The sequence below is a fragment of the Pseudomonas sp. H3_E04 genome, assembly GCF_054668915.1.
Genome location: NZ_CP162797.1, coordinates 4,235,224 through 4,254,374, shown reverse-complemented (window position 1 = coordinate 4,254,374; position 19,151 = coordinate 4,235,224). Strand labels below are relative to the sequence as shown.

Here is a 19,151-nt window from a genome sequence, read left to right as displayed (position 1 = left end):
ATTGAACTCCTTGTCCTAAATTGCGCCGCCAGGCGCACTGCGTGTCTTTTTGAGTCGAGAAAGGATTACGTCAGAGCGCTAAACAATCGAATCAATATCCAGCTGAAACGGCGCGCCAACTGCATGTCCACCGGTCATCGCGGCGATAGCGGCGTCGTGGTCTTCAGCGGCTGGCGGGATCATCGCCAGTTGCTCCTGAACCAGGTTTTCAGGGTGGGCGTTCCAGCGCAGCAGACTTTCCTCGACCCATTCGGGCTGGTCGGCATAGCTGCCGTAAACGTCGGTCTCAGTGACCCGTTGACTGCGCAGCGCTGTCAGGCGGGCCTTGGTCATGCTGATCTTGTCTATTTCCTGATTGAGCATCAGCGTCTTGTGCACGCGCTCCTGCTCTCGCACGTAAGAACGGTGGTTGTTTTGCAGATCGCGCTTAACGGCCCGCAGCTGTTGCTGAATATTCTCCAGCGCGCTGCTGATCCACTCGAATTCGCGATTGGTCACCAGCGAACGCTTGAGCTGCAGTGCTTCCTGCCAACGGCGCAGGCTGGCCCAGCAGCCGGGGATGTAGCTGCCGACCATTGAGTGGTGACCTGCGGAGAACAACTGCCGCAAAAACGATTCGCGTTCGGGCAAGCCGTTGGTAGCGCGCAACGCCTTGGCGCAGCCGTGATCGTTGATCGTGCTGCAACCCGGTTCCCAGAGAAGGGAGGATCGGTGGTCCTTGTCGAACTCAACGGGCATGAAATGGCGCAAAGCACCGTGATGCCCATAGTCGTCGCCAAAGAAATTGATGATTCCCCAGATCAGCAGGCCGAGGCCGGCGACCGGGTTGAAGCCCAGCACCACGGCGTTGGTTGCGTACATCGGCCCAGGCTTGGCGAAAGTATTCATCCATGTGGCGGGAACGCTCGGAACCGGGTCGTTCTGATTGACGATGCGGTGGTGGGCCAATGCTTTGGCGCTTTCGATGAACGTGGTGTCACCAGCGCGGGGGGCGCCGTAGGTGTAGAGCACGATTTGCGGGGAGAACTCCAGGTTGCGTCTCAGCATCTCGGACAGGATCAATGCAACTGCACCGCCCAGACTGTGACCCGTGATCAGCAGCTTTTGCCCGCTGTAGAATTTTTCCAGATAAGTCACGATGAATGGATAAGCCGCCAAAGCGCCACCGTAGAAACCGCGGTGCACTTTGCCTTCTCCTTCCTGGAACGGAACCTGATAGGCATCTCCATCACGCAGACCGTCGGGCCAGAATTCACTAGTACCGCGCACGCTGATCAGGATCAGATCGTCGTGGTGGCAGATAAAGGCCTGGGTATCAGTACTGTTGTCTTTGTTACGGTCATCGAGACAATGCAACTTGGCCGGGTGTTCTTGTTCGTCGCCCAACGCCGGGTCATTCACTTCGGGGTAAAGATTCGGGTCGAACGGCACCACTTCCAGGCGTTTCGAATACGGCACGTCTTCGTACAGTGGGTAGTATTTCTGCGTTTGCGAGTCATCGACCTTCCACAACTCGTCGAACTGCGGCAGCGCGTGGCCGAACCAGTTGCCGCTGCTGGGCTGTACCGGAAAGCTTACTGTGTCGGTCTGCACCGGTTGAGTGTTGGGTTCCTGTCCGAAATCGGTGTAGCTCAGCGTCGCCATCACCGATAACTGATAAAGGTTGAGCGCGCAGAACGCCTCGCCTGTCGACAGCATTGGTCGTAGCGCTCTCATCGGCCGTACTTCCAGCACATGGTGTTTGTTCGGCAGCAGCGCGACGCCCATGGGCGGTGGCGGGGAAAACCCCAGCTCGACGGTAGCCATTTCCGCCGGACTCAGGATTGCGTGCAGTCCGCCATCCGCGGCGGTTTTATCGACGAGCTTGAAGTCTCTGGACTTCGCCGCCGATCGCATGAGCTTGTGCGCCGCCCTTTTCGGAGGGTCGCGACGAGCAGCCAGCGGCGGCAGGTGGGCGATGTGTTTTACCAATTCACTGACTTCGACCTGGCAGTACGCATCGGTTTCGGGCAGGTCCTTGGCCGGATTGGCCTGGGTGCGAGTACCTGTTTTATGGAAGAAGCGGGTCTTTTCGGCGCGGACTTGGAGTTCGGTAATGGGGAGGGGGTAGTCCAGTCTTTTTCTCAAGTCTCGATACAGCGCGTCTGCTCCTTGAAAAGGCTTATTCAGCTTGAGCACTACCGGGCCACAATGGTGGTTGTTTACCTTTGCCCAGCCTTTCGCATCCAGTTTTCCTGTATGAACGGTGTCTTCGTAGTCGGTGATCTCATATGCCAAGCCGGCGTAGGGTGTGCCATCTCCGAACTCATTCACCAATTGAAAACTGGTCGAATGCCCGCGCATCGGGCAGGCGTGGATATCACCTTGCATGAAGGTGGTAACGCTTGTCGGTAAGGATTCAGCGTTCATGGAGTCTCGTCCGTGTTTTCGTTGCAGCTTGGATAGATGGTGCAAATCCGTCCATCCACCATTCTGAAGGTGCTGAAGTCTTCATAATTTCCATTGCAATAACCATGCTGGTCCTCATAGCCTTCCCCCATACAGCGCTTCCAGCCACCAGGAACCTGGACCCAAGTGTCCCCCCAACCAGGTTGCTCTTCATTCGCTAGGTTTATTTTCAATCTCACGGTTTTTCCTGGGAGTTGATCCAGTGTGTACGCGCCATGAGGGCGGCTCCGGGCTACATTTCCTTCTTGATCCATTCCTTTACATCTCAACATTTTTATTAGGTTACGCTTGGGGCTGACTGTCCGGAAAAACCACATGCATTCGCCTGTAAACTCACCCAGGCCGTCCTCGGTGAATGTGCCCTTTAATCGTTCCAGCAACTCTGGACGCACGAAAATCGAGGCGTAGTCCATGCTGAAGTTGTTTCGGCCTTTTCCATAAAAGCCGATGACCTTGATTTCCACTTTGTTGAGCGCCAACGGACAATCGCTGACGGTTTTGTACAACTCGATTTCCGCAGTGCTTACATATTCCATGGTGGGTTTATTAAAGCTCACCCAGAAATCCGGCTTCCCTGGCACGCGGCAGGTTTCACCTGCGGCAGGCAGGTAGATAGCCTTGAGCTCGTATTTGAAGTCAGGTGGGAAGTCCGGAATAAAGGTGAAGGAGTTTGGCTTGTCTACCGCCGAACAGCCTGAAGTCAGAGCGAGTACACCGCCGAGAGTACTGGCGAAGAGGGCTCGTTTGATACGCGGGAGCGTTTGCCGCCGAATGAATTCTTTCCGGTCGTTCATGGCTTTTCTTCCGCGTTTTCTGTGCATCCCGGATAGATGGTGCAAACCCGCCCATCGACCATTTTGAAAGTGCTGAAATCTTTGTCGTTGCCGTAGCAAAAGGCGTATTGATCCTCGAAGTTGTCACCCATACAGCGCTTCCAGCCGCGGGGTACTTTTATCCAGGTATCGCCGATGGCTGGAAGTTCTTCACTTGCCAGCCTGACCTTCAGCGTCACCGTTTTGCCCTCAAGTTGATTCAATGTGTACGCCGTGGAAGGTCTCGTTCGCAGCACGTTTCCCTGTGCATCCATGTTTTTGCAGGTCAGCAGTTTGATCAGGGAACGATGTGGACCGACGGTGCGGAATGACCACCTGCATTCACCATAAAACTCACCCTTGCCGTCCTCACTGAAAGTCCCTATCTGTCGTTCCAACAGCTCCGGGCGTACAGCAATCGAGGCGTAGTCATAACTGAAGTTGCTTCGCCCTGAACCATAAATACCGATTACCTTGATCTCGATGTAATTCAGCGCCAGAGGACATTCGCTTACGGTTCTGTAAAGCGGGATCTCGGAAGTCCCTTCGTACTTCATATTGGTTTTGTTGAATCCCAGCTGAGTGTTTCTCCCGCCAGGCACTGTGCATGTTTGGCCCTTGGCCGGAATATAGGTGGCCGTCAGGTCGTACTTGAATCCAGGTGGAAAATCCGGAACAAACATAAAGGTGTTCGGGGTCTTCACCGTCGTACAACCCACCAGCAATCCCAGGCAACCACTCAGCAGCAACCCTCGTTTCAAGTTCCTCATCGACCTACCTCTCCCTGCCAATACAACGCTTCCTGATATACCCGCTCAAAATGCATCGCCGGATCTTCACCGGGTTTGGGCAGCCATGATTTGCCTGGCCGATATCCCGGTAACTGCAAACTGCGGGTCAGCAAGAAATGCACTTGCTCCGGTTGTTGCCAGCCCCACAAGTGCGTCAGTTGAATCAGTCCCCACAGCCACTCATCGACGTCGAGCTGTTCGGCCAGCGTGGCCATTGCTTCGGTGTGTTCGCCGACCAGGTAACGGCGGGTGTTGTCGAACAGCACGTTGGCGTAGATCAGCTCCGGGGTCGGCGTGTGCAGCCACGGCGGATCCATCGGCAGCGGGTGGTGGCCGGGGTCCGGGTTGTCGATGGCGTTCCATCGTTCTGCGTGCCAATAGCAAACGCTGTTGAATGGCCCGAGAAACGCGGCGCGGTGCTCGGGTTGCAGGTGCGCCAGCGCACGGCCCAGAACACGGTTGTCATGCACGCGGTACACCGCCAGATTCGGGCGTTCGCCGGTTATCAGGCGCTCGCGCCAATGCGCCGCCAGCGTGTCAAGTTCGACGTGACGGGCACTGGCCAGCCAGCCCCAATTGCGCTCGGACGTGGCAAGCAAGGTCTGGATGGCGGGATGCTGCGCCGTATCGATCTGCAACAGCAGCGGGCCGGTCGGCACCAGTAACTCGGCCGCCGTGCCGCTGTAGAGCGGGCGAAACCGCTCGGTGCCGAGGTCGCGGGTCAACGCAGCGTGCTCTGCGCTTTGGCCGTCGGTGTCGAGCATCAGATACAGTTCACAGCCAGCGCGGGACTGAGCGTGCAACCATTGTTCGACCGGGCTCAAGCGACTTCTCCCAGCTCGCACTGACCCGCCGCGCAGGCTTCGCACAGCGGGCAGAAATCCGCTGCCTGCTGGCGGGCGCTGTTGACGATCGACAGCGGCGTGGCGTTGATCGCAGCAGGCAGACCGGCCTCAACCTGCAGCGGCTGTAGCGGTGCGAGACCCGGCAGTGGCGCGCCGCCCTGAACAATGGGCACGCTGCTGAAAATCCCGCCGGCATTGATCACGATGTGATGTCCGCCCGCTGACAGCGTCAGGCTCATGCCGGCATCGATCACCACGTTGCTTGCCGTGACATGCGCCTGCTGGCCGGCCTGGATTACCAGAGCGCCCAAGGTCTGGCTGCTGGTGCCGCTGACCTGCAACAAGTCATCGGCGTTGATCACGGTGCTGCGCAGTCCTTGATGAGTGCGCGAATCCTTGCCCTCGATGAGACTGGTGCTGTCATTGCCGACATGCTCATGGCGGTCGCGAGTGATCAGGCTGCGGCTGTCGTTGAGGACCAGTTGCTCGAGGTCGCGCTGCGCGCGCAGGTAGATTTTCTCCTGCCCGGCGCGATCCTCGATCGACAGTTCGTTGTAGCCGCCATTGCGCGGTGAGCTCTGGCTGCGTAATACCGTGCGGGTTTTACTCGCTGGCAGGGGATGAGCGACGGCATTGACCTTGTTGGCGACGCAGCCGGTAATCAGCGGTTGGTCCGGGTCGCCTTCCTGGAAGGTCACGACCACTTCCATGTCGACCCGGGGAATGGTCACCGCGCCGAATCCGTCACCTGCCCAACTGGACGCTACGCGTAACCAACAGCTGCTTTTTTCGCTGTTGCGTTCAGCGCGATCCCAAGGAAACTCGACACGAACCCTGCCGTATTCATCACAAAAAATCTCTTCTCCGGGAGGCCCGGTAACGCGTGCGGTCTGGCAGACCAGCAAGGGCCTTGGCGCGGGCAAAGGCGGACGGTAAACCACCTCTGCGGGAATGGCCCTGAAGGTATTGCGATAGCCCTGGAAAAAACCATCGGCAGGTTTCGCCTCGCTGCTGAAAGCCTCTTCGAGCACCGCCGGTTGCTTGCCTTCGTGACCAAGACTGACCAACAACCACAACTCGTTGCAGTCGGCCCTGGGATGTTCGCTCAGCTCGAACAGGTGACCGCTGCGCAAAATCGCCTGATTGCTTTTGCCTTCAATCCATTGATAGTCGCTGCGATGGCGCTCCAACGTCTGACGCGCCAGCTGTTTGCCGTGTTTTTCGGACTTCATCAACAGTGGGTAGCGATAGTCCTCCAGAGCCGGCGTGAATTCGGCGGTGAAGCGGCTCTCCAGCAGCAGGCTTGGGCGCTTGAGGTCATAGTCGCGGCGGGTGACGGTGCTGGTACGGGTGTTGAAGCCCATGGTCAGGTGGTTGACCACCGGGTGTTCGGCAACCATGCCGCTATCCACCCTGAAGGGTGTCGTGCCCAATTTGCGCGCGAACACCGGGCTGTCGCTGAACACCAGTAAGTGCCCGTCGAGCGAATGTTGATGGTGCCAGGCGATACCCTCTTCGGCGCACAGGCGCTGGATGAACAGGAAGTCGCTTTCGCCGTATTGCGTGCAGTACTCGCGCGGCTCACGGGCGGCGACATTGAACGTGAAGTCATCGCGTTGAATGCCATGCCCTTTGAGCACTTGCGCGATGATCTGCGGCACTGTCAGCTGCTGGAAAATCCGCTGGTCGTGGCTCAGTTGCAGATAATGCAGCGCCGGTACCAGTGTCAGCTCATAACGGCTCAGGCGCTTGCCTGACTCGCCGAGCATGACGTTTTCGATCCGCCCGTGAATGCCTTCGCCCGCTAATCCGAATTGCAGAAATGCAGGCTGGCTGAGGAGGCTTTCCAGATCGAAATCCGCCTGCTCGCTCACCAGCTCGATGCGAAATGCGTACAGCTGACTGATGCCTTCGGTGCCCGTGAACGCGAGTACCTTGAAGTCGTGGCGAATGGTCGGGATGTGCAGTGAGAATGGCGCGCAATGGCCTTTGCCGAACATGGGCTTGTCCTTAAGCAAAGTGAGTCAAAGCGCGATGCGGTTCCTCCCTGATCGCCGCGCATGAAAAGTTGCCGGGGCAAGCTAACGGCGCAGCAAACTAAATGATGTAAGAAGTATCCCTGACATTTGTCAGAGTATTCCGGCTGTGGAAGTACTGGCCGGGCTGCGAGAAGTATCTGTAGGAAGCGGCGTGGATAACTATCGAAGTGCCAGTATTTGCGCGGGGAGTAAAGTTTCAGAATAATGAAATGCCATCATTATGGTGGCACTTTTTGCATTGATCGTTGTCGCTGCAAACTTCTCGATGGAACCCGGTCATTTTCGGAAGTGTCCTACTTCTATTTTTTTTTGAATTTGGCATGCTGCACGCCGCTCGAGGGTGCGGGCGTCAGGTAAACTCGCCCGGCTGCGGCCGAGGCTCTGGAACAATGGTTTGGCGGGAGCCGGGAAAATGCGCTGATTAATAAACGGCATCAGGGAAACCCCTGTGGCATATAGGGCGATCTCCTACAGACCTCAATGAACAGTTCGTCTTGTTGTTTAATCAGATGCTTGCTAGTGGCCATCATAGTGATTACGATGCGCCCACTTGAAAGAGCACATCTCAATTGGATGAGTCGCTGAACTGCTCTTCGATACTGTCCCGCGTTGCTGAAACTCCATTCGCGCGCATGACTGTAATCCTTAATAAAGGCCATGGATGTCCTACTCAAGCAAACTTTCCGCCCATTACCTCGAACTCGCAAAAGTCTCTGTTTCCAAAGAGAATTTCGCGGGCGAAGACGTTCGTTTTTCGAGCGAATTCGAGGCGCTTGAAAGTGAGCTGGCCAAGGCTTCGTCGATGCACGAAAGCGGGCAGATCGACTGGCTGAAAATCCGCGAAAACAGCGAAAATCTGCTGCGTACCCAATCCAAGGATCTGCGTGTCGGCGCCTGGCTGACCTGGTCGCTGTACCAGCGCGAATCCTTCCCCGGGCTGCTTGCCGGCCTCGGTCTGCTGCACCATCTGTCGGAAAACAACTGGGCCGACGTCCACCCGCTCAAACCCCGCACCCGTGCCGCCGCGATCGGCTGGCTGGTGCCGCGTCTCGAGCAGGTCATCACCGAAAACATCGCGATCAAAGAGCAGTTGCCGATGTTCCGGCAGCTCTCCGAGCACCTGGCCGGTCTTGAGGCCGCGTGCACTGAACATCTGGGCGATGACGCGCCGCTGCTGCTGCCGATCTCCCGCCGCCTGAAAACCATGATCCAGCGTGCCGCCGACAACCAGCCGGCCCCGGGCGTGGTGGGCGCGGCAGTGGCGCAGGTCAAGCAGGCCGCGACCCAGCTGCTCACCCCAGGCGCGCCGATCGACAACGAACGCGATGCGCACAAAGCCCTGCGTGCCCAGCAGGAAAGCGCCCGGCCGTTGTGCGCGTGGTGGCTCAAGCAGAAGGCTACCGATCTGCGCGCCCTGCGCCTCAATCGCACGCTGTTGTGGATGACCATCGACGCGGTGCCCGAGCGCAACGCCGAGCAGATCACCGTGCTGCGCGGCCTGCCGCTGGAAAAACTCAAGCTCTATCAGGACCGTTTCGATCAGGGCAAATACGCCGACCTGCTGGTGGAACTGGAGGCGAGCCTGGCGAAGGCGCCGTTCTGGTTCGATGGCCAGAGGATGGTCTGGGAATGTCTCCAGAACCTCAACGCCGAGCTGGCCATGCGCGAAGTGGAAATCCACTTCGCGCTTTTGATTCAGCGCCTGCCGGGCATCATCGAGTTGCGCTTCCATGACGGCGCGCCGTTTGCCGATCCGTCCACCCGGGCGTGGATCGCCGCCAACGTCATGCCGCACCTGCAAAGCGCCAGCGCGCCGCGCAAGGTCGAAAGCGAGAACGTCGAAACCCAGCCGGCCTGGGAAAAAGCCCTCGAGGAAGTCCAGCCGATCCTGCGCAAGGAAGGCTTGAAGCCGGCCGTGCAGATTCTCAAGCAGGGTCTGCAATCGGCCCACGGTGGCCGCGAACGGTTCTTCTGGCAGTTCACCCTCGCCCGGCTGTGCTTCCTGGCCAAGAAATACGAACTGGCCAAGAACCAGCTCGAAACCCTCGATCAGACATTACAGGACTCAGGCCTGCACGCCTGGGAGCCCGATCTTGCATTGCAAGTGCTGCACCTGCTGCACAGTTGCTGCGAGTTGTTGCCGCAGAATCACGCCGTACGTGAAAGCAAGGAAGAGATTTATCGCAGGCTGTGCCACCTCGACCTCGAAGTGGTACTCGAATAGGCCCCAGGGCCACAACCGCAAGGAGAAAAGCCATGGCCAAAGAAGGCTCGGTAGCCCCCAAGGAACGCATCAACGTCACCTTCAAACCCGCCACCGGCGGAGCTCAGGAAGAGATTGAACTGCCGCTGAAGCTGCTGGCAATCGGTGACTACACCCACCGCAAGGACGATCGCAAAATCGAAGATCGCAAGCCGATCAGCATCGACAAGATGACCTTCGACGAAGTGTTGGCCAAGCAAGAGCTGGGTCTGACGCTGAGCGTGCCGAACCGTCTGCAGGAAGATGGCGAGGCTGAAGAGCTGGCCGTGCAATTGCGCGTCAATTCGATGAAGGACTTCAACCCGGCCAGCCTGGTCGAGCAAGTGCCTGAGCTGAAAAAACTGATGGAACTGCGCGATGCGCTGGTGGCCCTCAAAGGCCCGCTGGGTAACGCACCTGCGTTCCGTAAAGCGATCGAAGGCGTGCTCGCCGACGACGAATCCCGCGGTCGCGTACTCGGTGAGCTGGGCCTGAACGCCGCAGCCCCGGACGCCTGAGACTCCAGTAGCCAAGGAAGCCAACACAATGAGCACTAGCGCAGCACAAGAGAAGAGCGCCACCAGCGGCGAATACAGCATTCTCGACAGCATCATCGCCGAAACCCGTCTGACCCCGGACGACGAAGCCTACGACATCGCCAAGCGTGGCGTGTCGGCGTTCATCGAAGAGCTGCTCAAGCCGCAGAACAACGGTGAGCCGGTCAAGAAAGCCATGGTTGACCGCATGATCGCCGAGATCGATGCCAAGCTCAGCCGTCAGATGGACGAGATCCTGCACCACCCGGATTTCCAGGCGCTGGAATCGTCGTGGCGTGGTCTGCAGTTGCTCGTCGACCGCACCAACTTCCGCGAAAACATCAAGATCGAAATCCTCAACGTCTCCAAAGAAGACCTGCTGGACGATTTCGAAGATTCGCCGGAAGTCATGCAGTCGGGCCTGTACAAGCACATCTACACCGCTGAATACGGCCAGTTCGGTGGTCAGCCGGTGGGCGCGATCATCGCCAACTACTACATGTCGCCAAGCTCGCCAGACGTCAAGCTGATGCAGTACGTGGCCAGCGTTTCGTGCATGTCCCACGCGCCGTTCATCGCTGCCGCCGGGCCGAAATTCTTCGGTCTGGAAAGCTTCACCGGCCTGCCGGATCTGAAGGATCTGAAAGACCACTTCGAAGGCCCGCAATTCGCCAAATGGCAGAGCTTCCGTACTTCGGAAGACTCCCGCTACGTTGGCCTGACCGTGCCGCGTTTCCTGCTGCGCAACCCGTACGATCCGGAAGAAAACCCGGTCAAATCGTTCGTGTACAAGGAAACCGTTGCCAACAGCCACGAGCACTACCTGTGGGGCAATACCGCTTACGCGTTCGGCACCAAGCTGACCGACAGCTTCGCCAAATTCCGCTGGTGCCCGAACATCATCGGCCCACAGAGCGGTGGCGCGGTCGAAGACCTGCCTCTGCACCATTTCGAAAGCATGGGCGAAATCGAAACCAAGATCCCTACCGAAGTATTGGTTTCCGACCGTCGTGAATACGAACTGGCCGAGGAAGGCTTCATCTCCCTGACCATGCGCAAAGGCTCCGACAACGCGGCGTTCTTCTCCGCAAGCTCGGTGCAGAAGCCGAAGTTCTTCGGCATCAGCGCAGAAGGCAAGGCGGCAGAGCTGAACTACAAGCTCGGCACCCAACTGCCGTACATGATGATCGTCAACCGTCTGGCTCACTACTTGAAAGTGCTGCAGCGCGAGCAACTCGGTTCGTGGAAAGAGCGTACCGACCTCGAGCTGGAACTGAACAAGTGGATCCGTCAGTACGTTGCCGACCAGGAAAATCCGAGCGCCGAAGTCCGTGGCCGTCGTCCGCTGCGCGCTGCGCAAGTGATCGTCAGTGACGTTGAAGGCGAGCCGGGCTGGTACCGCGTGAGCTTGAACGTGCGTCCGCACTTCAAGTACATGGGTGCCGATTTCACCCTGTCGCTGGTTGGCAAGCTGGACAAAGAGTAAGAGCGACTAATGGACGGATACGGCAGCCTGTTCGAACGCCTCAACGGCGACGCACAACTACGCAAGGGCAACAGCCTTGAGGCTTGCGCCATGGCGTCAGTGGCTGCCCATCTGGCCAAAATGCTCAGCACCCGGGCCGGCAGCGTGCAAACGCTGGCCGACTACGGGTTGCCCGATCTCAATGACATGCGCCTGAGCCTGCACGACTCCCTGAGTCAGGCCCGTCTGGCCATCGAAAACTTCATCGAAGCCTACGAGCCACGCCTGAGCAACGTGCGTGTCATTTCCCTGCCGCGTGACCACGATCAACTGCGCCTGGCCTTCAGTATCGAAGGCTTGCTGGAAGTCGAGGGTTTCAAGCGTCAGGTCAGCTTCTCCGCGCGCCTGGATGGCAGCGGTCAAGTCAAGGTCACCTAAGGAGATCCCCGATGTCTGGCAAACCCGCAGCACGCGTATCCGACCCCACCGCTTGCCCGCTCCCTGGCCACGGCACCAACCCGATCGCCGCCGGTTCCGGCGACGTGTTCTTCGACGGCCTCGCGGCCGCCCGCCAAGGCGATGCCTCGGCGTGTGGTGGTGCGCTGGTCGGCGATCTTGCCACTACCGTTTTGATCAACGGCAAACCGGCTGCGACAGTAGGTTCGGTTGGATCTCACGGCAACAAGGTCACGGCTGGGTCCGGAACGGTGATTATCGGCAATTCGCATAAGCCGGCGCCGTTTGTGCCGCCGTTGCCGCTGATGCTGTTTTCACATACACAGCACGTGGTTATGGAAGATCAAGATGGAAATCCGCTGTCCGATATTCCCTATCAAATTACAACATCCAAAGGGAAAGTCATCACCGGTCAAAGTGATGCAATGGGCAGAACCGAGTTAGTCGGAGGAAATGAGGGTGAAACTTTCGACTTCCACGCGGCGATCGATGGAGCGGCACTATGAGTGCAGAAGTTCTGTCGACGTTAATGGCACGCTCAATTGCCTTGACTCCGAAAGCGGACAAGACTCCCAAAAAAGTGACCTATAAGGTTTTTTGGAAAACAACGGCTTTTTGGACTGATGCAGACATTGCTGACTTTCAGAATGATGCGCCATTGATTGCTGAAACTTTGATCAATGAAAAGTATTGGAACAGAGAAGGCGCAGTCGCTAACAATAGATTTACATGCGAAGATTTTGCACTCAGGGTGTTGTGTGAGTTTGCGTCCAAGCGTGGGCTGCCAGTCAAGTTGAAAACGGGTGTCCGGACCTACCGTAACATGGAGAACTATACCGCAGCGAACCATGACAGATATGCGTCCAATATGTTTGGATTCAGTGAAATGGTTATGTTGACTTACGGTGCTCCCGACATGCAGCGAGTCGGTGAAAATACCTTGGCAGTGGATTCAGTAGAAGGGTTGTTACCTGGCGATATCCTAGCGCAGGCGAAGGATCGACCTGGTGATCTCGCGCACCACATTCAAATGGTTGTCCGTATTACAGAAACGGAACTTGAGATTCGCCAAGGAAATACCTCTGGTGCCAGTTTTCGTCCAGTCACAACGATACAGAAATGGATGGGTTCAAACATGGCTGACCCGCAGAACTCTGGGTACGCGGGCATGCTGATCGAGACCGGGCTTTATCGAAAGGCCGGAGCAGGTTGGAATTATAAAAATCTCAGCACCGGCTCAATGGCCGAAGATTTTTTGAGTATTTTTTTGTTTTATCGATGGAATTTCATGGAGTTCAATAAGTGACTATTCAAGGTTACTTGGCCGGAGTGGCTGATAGCGATTTGTTTGGCACTTTAGCGATTATTTGCTTGGTAGTTGCCTTGTCCGGGATTTTTTCGCGAGTCAGGGAAAAGAAGATGCATAAAATCATGATGTTCGTGTGTGTGATGATGATTCCGGTTATGCACGTGATTGGAAGTATTTATTTGAACCAGACACCTGCTTGAGATGATAGTTGGGCTGTCGAAGACTGGCGATTCTCTCGAAATCTCGATTGTGCCAGTCGCACGAAAATTGCTGACTTGCAAAAAAGGGGGATGTCCCCTAATGATGGTAAGTTGGTGATATGGGAATCGAGGAAGGTGAAGTGATGAGTGCGACTCTATTATATTATTCAAATGATGAAGTATGTAGGCGCAAGCTCATGAAGCTGTCTATCGCGATTCTTGCCGTGGCTCTGGTTTCACTGATAAACGTATTTCAAAATGCCCTCATGATGTTGATGGATAGTGTTAACTTTATTCCGTCTCAATCCTCCATTTTTTCATTCGAGCCTTATGAGATCAATGAGGGGTCGTCGAATTACTGGATCTATGGCGAGGATGGGGAGAACTATTACTACTTCTCCTACGAGCCCGCAACGCCTTACGTATTCATTCGCAAATCCAATACATGCCCGTCGTTTGATCGTCTTGACCATGCCACGTGGTGCGCCGCAGAACGCGGCGGTAAAAAATGAACCGGCATTTCGGTGGCGAAGCGTTTTTTTTATGAGTTCATTTTTCAGGCAGGTACCCCGTGTCCTTTAACCACTACTACCAAAGCGAACTCACCGCACTGCGCCAGCTCGGTCGCCGTTTCGCCGAGCGTAGTCCGGCGCTGGCGCCGTATCTGGGGCAGGCCGGGCGGGATCCGGATGTGGAGCGGTTGCTCGAAGGCTTTGCGTTTCTCACCGGGCGCCTGCGCCAGAAGCTCGATGACGAACTGCCGGAGCTCAGCCATTCGCTGATGCAGCTGCTGTGGCCGAACTACATGCGCCCGCTGCCGGCGTTCAGCATTCTGCAGTTCGACCCGCTCAAGCGTTCCGGGCCGGCGCTGCTGGTTGAGCGCGATACGCCGATCGAGAGCAAGCCGATAGAAGACGTGCGCTGCCGTTTCCGCACCTGCTACCCGACCGAGGTGTTGCCGCTGGATCTGGCCGCGCTGAATTACTCGGTGAAGGGCGATGGCTCACTGCTCAGCCTGCGCCTGGAAATGAGCGCGGACGGCCACCTCGGCGAACTGGAGCTGAGCAAATTGCGCCTGCACTTTGCCGGCGAGCGTTACATCAGCCAGATGTTGTACCTGAGCCTGCTGCGCAATCTTGATGGCATCGAACTGATCCCGCTTGACGGCGCCGGCAAGCCGATCGATGGCGTCAGCGGCAAGCCGATGGCGTTCAAGATTCCCGGTGACCGCGTGAAACCGGTGGGTTTTGCCGAAGAAGAAGCGTTGATCCCGTATCCGCTGAACACCTTCCGTGGCTATCGCTACCTGCAGGAATACTTCGCCTTCCAGGACAAATTCCTCTTCGTCGACGTCAATGGCCTCGACATTCTCAAGGCCTTGCCGGAAGACACGCTCAAGCAGATGCGTGGTCTCGAACTGCGCTTCGACATCCGCAAGAGCGGCATCATGCGCATGCGCCCGACCCTCGATAACGTGAAGCTGTTCTGCACGCCGATCGTCAATCTGTTCGAGCACGACGCGTTGCCGATTCGTCTCGATGGCAAGCAGGACGAGTACCTGTTGCTGCCGGCGGAATACGACCTGGAAAACTGCGGTGTGTTCTCGGTGGAAACCGTCACTGGCTGGAAGCCCGGCGGCCTCGGTTATCAGGAGTACGTGCCGTTCGAATCCTTCGAGCACGACCCGAGTTTCGACGTGCCCAACAGCCGTCCGCATTACAGCATTCGCCAGCGTTCGTCCTTGCTGCATGACGGCCTCGACACTTACCTGAGCTTCGGCATCCGCCACACCGAAGCCCACGAAACCCTGTCGATCGAGCTGATGTGCACCAACCAGAACCTGCCGAAAAAGCTCAAGCTCGGCGACATCTGCATGGCCAGCGAGCAGACCCCGGAATTCCTCAGTTTCCGCAACATCACCCCGGCCACGTCGAGCTTCGCGCCGCCGCTGAACCGTGACTTCCTGTGGAAGCTGATCAGCAACATGTCGCTTAACTATCTGTCGCTGGCGGACGTCAATGCGTTGAAGGTGATTCTGGAAACCTACGACCTGCCGCGTTACTACGACCAGCACGCGGAAAAGGTCAGCAAACGCCTGCTCGGCGGCCTCAAGCACATCAAGCATCACCACGTCGACCGACTGCATCGCGGTCTGCCGGTGCGCGGTCTGCGCACCGAACTGACCATCGACCCGGAAGGCTATATCGGCGAAGGCGACCTGTTCGTCTTCGCTTCGGTTCTCAACGAGTTTTTCGCGCTTTACGCCAGTCTCAATTCATTCCATGAGCTGCGGGTAAAAAGCACACAGGGAGAGGTGTACCAATGGACACCACGTATGGGCCTGCAGCCTCTGCTTTAAGCGGGCTGACCAAGGTAATACGCGAGTACTCGCTGTTTCAGGCCGTGCTGCTGGTGATCGATCGGCTGCGCGAGGCACACCCGCATCTGAGCGAAGACGATCTGTACGACCAGGTCGAGTTCCAGGCCAACCCGAGCCTGGGCTTTCCGCGCAGCGACGTCGATCGCGTAGAGTTTTTCGAAGAGCACGGCAAGATGCGCGCGCGCATGCGCTTCAACCTGATCGGCCTGGTCGGCTCCGGTTCGCCGCTGCCGGCGTTCTATGGCGAACAAGCCCTGGGCGACAGCGAGGACGGCAACCCGACGCGCAATTTCCTCGACCTGTTCCACCATCGCCTGCAACGACTGATGCTGCCGATCTGGCGCAAGTACCGCTACCGCGCGAGCTTCCAGAGCGGCGCGATCGACCCGTTCTCGGCGCAGCTGTTCGCGCTGATCGGCCTGGGCGGCGACGAGATCCGCAAGGCCAAGGAACTCAACTGGAAACGCTTGCTGCCGTACCTCGGCCTGCTCAGTTTGCGGGCGCACTCGGCGGCGCTGATCGAAGCCGTGCTGCGTTACTACTTCAAGCACGAAGACCTGGTCATCGAGCAATGCATCGAGCGCCGCGTGGAAATCCTCGACGAGCAGCGCAATCGTTTGGGCCGCGCCAACAGCGTACTCGGCGAAGACCTGGTGCTGGGCGAACACGTGCGCGATCGCAGCGGCAAATTCCGCATTCACATCACCGAACTCGACTGGCAGCGATTCCATGAATTCCTGCCAATCGGTTTCGGTTACCAGCCGCTTTGCGCGCTGGTGCGGTTCACCTTGCGTGACCCGCTCGATTACGACATTCGCCTGGTCCTGCGCCAGGAAGAAATCCGCGAACTGCGCATCGGTGAGCAGAACGCCTGTCGCCTCGGTTGGACCAGTTGGCTGGGCCGCGAAAAAGCGGACGGCGTGGTGACCCTGGGCAGCAAAATTCATTAAGGACGTGAGCCATGATCAACGTAGACCTGCAACAACTCATCCAGGCGCTGGACGCCGAAACCCGTCGTGATCTGGAGCGTTCGGCCGAGCGTTGCGTCGCCCGTGGCGGCAGCAAGATCCTCGTCGAAGACTTGCTGCTGGGCTTGCTCGAGCGCCCGAACGGCTTGCTGTCGCGCGCGTTGCAAGATGCTGACGTCGACGCCGGTGAACTGACCGCTGCATTGCAGTCGCGGGTCGAGCACAGCGCTTCGCGCAACCCGGTCTTTGCTCCGGAACTGGTGCAATGGCTGCAAGATGCGCTGCTGGTGGCCAACCTCGAACTGGGCCAGACCCAGGTCGAGGACGCCGCGCTGATTCTGGCGTTGCTGCGCAACCCGATGCGTTATGCCGGCAGCCGCTATCAACCGCTGCTCGCCAAGCTGAACATCGATCGTTTGAAGGAATTTGCCCTGTCGCAACAGGAGCAGCCGGCGGCCAATGGCAAGCCGGCGGCACAAGGCGAGTCGCTGTTGCAGCGCTTCACCCACAACCTGACGCAACAGGCCCGCGACGGCAAACTCGACCCGGTGCTGTGCCGCGATGGTGCGATCCGGCAGATGGTCGACATCCTCGCCCGTCGTCGCAAGAACAACCCGATCGTCGTCGGTGAGGCCGGCGTCGGTAAAACCGCCATCGTCGAAGGTCTCGCCTCGCGCATCGCTGCCGGTGAAGTACCGCAGGTGCTCAAAGGCGTTGAATTGCTGTCGCTGGACATGGGCCTGTTGCAGGCCGGCGCCAGCGTCAAAGGTGAATTCGAGCGCCGTTTGAAAGGCGTGATCGACGAAGTCAAAGCCTCGCCGAAACCGATCATTCTGTTCATCGACGAAGCCCACACGCTGATCGGCGCGGGCGGCAATGCCGGCGGTTCCGATGCAGCCAACCTGCTGAAACCCGCGCTGGCCCGTGGCGAACTGCGCACCATCGCCGCGACCACCTGGGCCGAGTACAAGAAATACTTCGAGAAAGACCCGGCGCTGGCCCGTCGCTTCCAGCCCGTGCAACTGCACGAACCGACTGTCAGCGAAGCAGTGACCATCCTGCGTGGCTTGGCTCAGGTCTATGAGAAGAGCCACGGCATCTATCTGCGCGATGACGCGGTGGTGTCCGCTGCTGAGTTGTCCGCGCGTTACCTGGCCGGTCGGCAACTGCCGGACAAGGCTGTCGACGTCCTCGACACCGCGTGCGCCCGCGTGCGCATCAGCCTCGCCGCCGCCCCGGAAAGCCTTGAACGCCTGCGTGGCGAACTGGCTGAAGGCGGCCGTCAGCGCCAGGCCCTGCGTCGCGATGCCGAGGCCGGCCTGCTGATCGACCACGAAGCGCTGGAGGCACTGGAAGCGCGGCTGGACGAAGCCGAAAGCGAGATGATTGCGCTCGAGACCCTGTGGACTGAGCAGAAAGAGCTCGCCGAGCGTCTGCTGGAACTGCGTCAGCAACTGGCGAAGGCCCGCGAGGCTGCAGCTGTCGAGCCGACCGTCAGCGTGGAAGAAGACGCCGAAGGCACGGTGATTGAAACCGTGGTCGCCGAGGTTGAAGAAGGCCAAAGCGTCGAAGCGCTGGAAGCCCAGTTGCATGAAACCCACGCCGCGTTGACCGCTGCGCAAGTCAAAGAGCGTCTGGTCAGCTTCGAAGTGTGCCCGCGTCTGGTCGCCGAAGTGATCAGCGCCTGGACCGGCGTGCCATTGGCGCAACTGGCCCGCGAGCACAACGCCAAGGTCGCCACTTTCGCCACCGACCTGCGCACGCGCATCCGTGGTCAGGAACAAGCCGTGCACGCACTGGATCGCTCGATGCGCGCCACCGCTGCCGGTCTGAACAAGCCTGACGCACCGGTCGGGGTGTTCCTGCTGGTCGGCCCGAGCGGCGTCGGCAAGACCGAAACCGCGCTGGCCCTCGCTGACTTGCTCTATGGCGGTGATCGCTTCATCACCACCATCAACATGTCCGAGTTCCAGGAGAAGCACACCGTCTCGCGCCTGATCGGTGCGCCACCGGGCTACGTCGGTTACGGCGAGGGCGGCATGCTCACCGAAGCCGTGCGTCAGAAGCCGTATTCGGTGGTGTTGCTCGATGAAGTCGAGAAGGCTGATCCGGACGTGCTCAACCTGTTCTACCAAATCTTCGACAAAGGCGTGGCCAACGATGGCGAAGGTCGCGAGATCGACTTCCGCAACACGTTGATCCTGATGACCTCGAACCTCGGTAGCGACAAGATCAGCGACCTCTGCGAAAACGGCGCACGTCCGACCGCTGAAGTGCTCGAAGAAACCATTCGTCCGGTGCTCAGCAAACACTTCAAACCGGCGCTGCTGGCGCGGATGAAAGTGGTGCCGTACTACCCGGTGGGCGGTCCTGTGCTGCGCGAGCTGATCGAGATCAAACTCGGCCGTCTCGGCGAGCGCCTGAACCGCCGTCAGCTGGAGTTCAGCTGGTGCCAGAACCTCGTCGATCACCTGTCCGAGCGCTGCACGCAAAGCGAAAGCGGCGCGCGCCTGATTGACCATTTGCTCGATCAGCACGTGCTGCCGCTGGTGGCTGATCGTCTGCTCGACGCGATGGCGACCGGCGAAAGCCTCAAGCGTGTGCATGCCACGCTCGACGGCAACTCCAGCGTGACCTGCGAGTTCGTCTGAGGTGGGCGT

Annotated in this window: 16 protein-coding genes; 11 read left to right on the top strand and 5 right to left on the bottom strand. The window is 58.3% G+C overall.

Annotation, left to right across the window (positions count from 1 at the left end; all coding sequences use genetic code 11):
• Nucleotides 1-78: 78 nt before the first annotated feature.
• Genes AB4N53_RS19315 through AB4N53_RS19295 form a run of 5 tightly spaced genes read right to left on the bottom strand, consistent with a single transcriptional unit; the run spans nt 79 to nt 6,896 of the window.
• Complete coding sequence (locus AB4N53_RS19315) at nt 79-2,409, bottom strand: lipase family protein (RefSeq protein WP_460122378.1); 2,331 nt, start codon at nt 2,407-2,409, stop codon at nt 79-81.
• Nucleotides 2,406-3,242, bottom strand: coding sequence for a hypothetical protein (locus tag AB4N53_RS19310; protein ID WP_460122376.1), 837 nt, complete (start codon nt 3,240-3,242; stop codon nt 2,406-2,408). The genes AB4N53_RS19315 and AB4N53_RS19310 overlap by 4 nt, the downstream gene beginning before the upstream one ends.
• A complete protein-coding gene (locus AB4N53_RS19305; RefSeq protein WP_460122374.1) occupies nt 3,239-4,030 on the bottom strand; it encodes a hypothetical protein in 792 nt (263 codons plus the stop codon). The genes AB4N53_RS19310 and AB4N53_RS19305 overlap by 4 nt, the downstream gene beginning before the upstream one ends.
• A complete protein-coding gene (locus AB4N53_RS19300) occupies nt 4,027-4,875 on the bottom strand; it encodes a DUF4123 domain-containing protein (protein WP_460122372.1) in 849 nt (282 codons plus the stop codon). Before AB4N53_RS19300 ends, AB4N53_RS19305 begins: the two co-directional genes overlap by 4 nt.
• Complete coding sequence (locus AB4N53_RS19295) at nt 4,872-6,896, bottom strand: type VI secretion system Vgr family protein (protein ID WP_460122370.1); 2,025 nt, start codon at nt 6,894-6,896, stop codon at nt 4,872-4,874. The genes AB4N53_RS19300 and AB4N53_RS19295 overlap by 4 nt, the downstream gene beginning before the upstream one ends.
• Before the next feature lie 700 nt (nt 6,897-7,596).
• On the opposite strand from AB4N53_RS19295, the gene tssA reads away from it, so the two are divergent.
• From tssA to tssH, 11 genes are all read left to right on the top strand, one after another.
• Entirely contained in the window at nt 7,597-9,159 is a 1,563-nt protein-coding gene (tssA, locus tag AB4N53_RS19290; RefSeq protein ID WP_024014827.1) for a type VI secretion system protein TssA, read from the top strand.
• A gap of 32 nt (nt 9,160-9,191) precedes the next feature.
• Complete coding sequence (tssB, locus tag AB4N53_RS19285; RefSeq protein WP_016772498.1) at nt 9,192-9,695, top strand: type VI secretion system contractile sheath small subunit; 504 nt, start codon at nt 9,192-9,194, stop codon at nt 9,693-9,695.
• A 28-nt stretch (nt 9,696-9,723) separates the two neighbouring features.
• Complete coding sequence (tssC, locus tag AB4N53_RS19280; RefSeq protein WP_460122368.1) at nt 9,724-11,199, top strand: type VI secretion system contractile sheath large subunit; 1,476 nt, start codon at nt 9,724-9,726, stop codon at nt 11,197-11,199.
• Nucleotides 11,200-11,208: 9 nt separating this feature from the next.
• Nucleotides 11,209-11,616, top strand: coding sequence for a type VI secretion system baseplate subunit TssE (tssE, locus tag AB4N53_RS19275; RefSeq protein WP_007920274.1), 408 nt, complete (start codon nt 11,209-11,211; stop codon nt 11,614-11,616).
• Between the two features lie 11 nt (nt 11,617-11,627).
• Nucleotides 11,628-12,140, top strand: coding sequence for a PAAR domain-containing protein (locus AB4N53_RS19270; RefSeq protein ID WP_460122366.1), 513 nt, complete (start codon nt 11,628-11,630; stop codon nt 12,138-12,140).
• Nucleotides 12,137-12,940 (top strand): hypothetical protein, encoded by an 804-nt coding sequence (locus AB4N53_RS19265; protein WP_460122364.1) that lies wholly within the window; start codon nt 12,137-12,139, stop codon nt 12,938-12,940. Before AB4N53_RS19270 ends, AB4N53_RS19265 begins: the two co-directional genes overlap by 4 nt.
• On the top strand, nt 12,937-13,143 hold the full coding sequence (locus AB4N53_RS19260) for a hypothetical protein (protein WP_259740476.1): 207 nt from the start codon (nt 12,937-12,939) through the stop codon (nt 13,141-13,143). The genes AB4N53_RS19265 and AB4N53_RS19260 overlap by 4 nt, the downstream gene beginning before the upstream one ends.
• 197 nt (nt 13,144-13,340) lie before the next feature.
• Nucleotides 13,341-13,655 carry a hypothetical protein gene (locus AB4N53_RS19255; protein ID WP_460122362.1) on the top strand — a complete coding sequence of 105 codons (315 nt, stop codon included), beginning with the start codon at nt 13,341-13,343 and terminating at the stop codon, nt 13,653-13,655.
• Between the two features lie 59 nt (nt 13,656-13,714).
• Nucleotides 13,715-15,502, top strand: coding sequence for a type VI secretion system baseplate subunit TssF (gene tssF / locus AB4N53_RS19250; RefSeq protein WP_039757337.1), 1,788 nt, complete (start codon nt 13,715-13,717; stop codon nt 15,500-15,502).
• Nucleotides 15,466-16,473 (top strand): type VI secretion system baseplate subunit TssG, encoded by a 1,008-nt coding sequence (gene tssG, locus AB4N53_RS19245; RefSeq protein ID WP_024014824.1) that lies wholly within the window; start codon nt 15,466-15,468, stop codon nt 16,471-16,473. Before tssF ends, tssG begins: the two co-directional genes overlap by 37 nt.
• 11 nt (nt 16,474-16,484) lie before the next feature.
• The gene (tssH, locus tag AB4N53_RS19240; protein ID WP_460122359.1) at nt 16,485-19,142 is read left to right on the top strand and encodes a type VI secretion system ATPase TssH; all 2,658 of its coding nucleotides are present in this window, start codon (nt 16,485-16,487) and stop codon (nt 19,140-19,142) included.
• Nucleotides 19,143-19,151 lie beyond the last annotated feature (9 nt).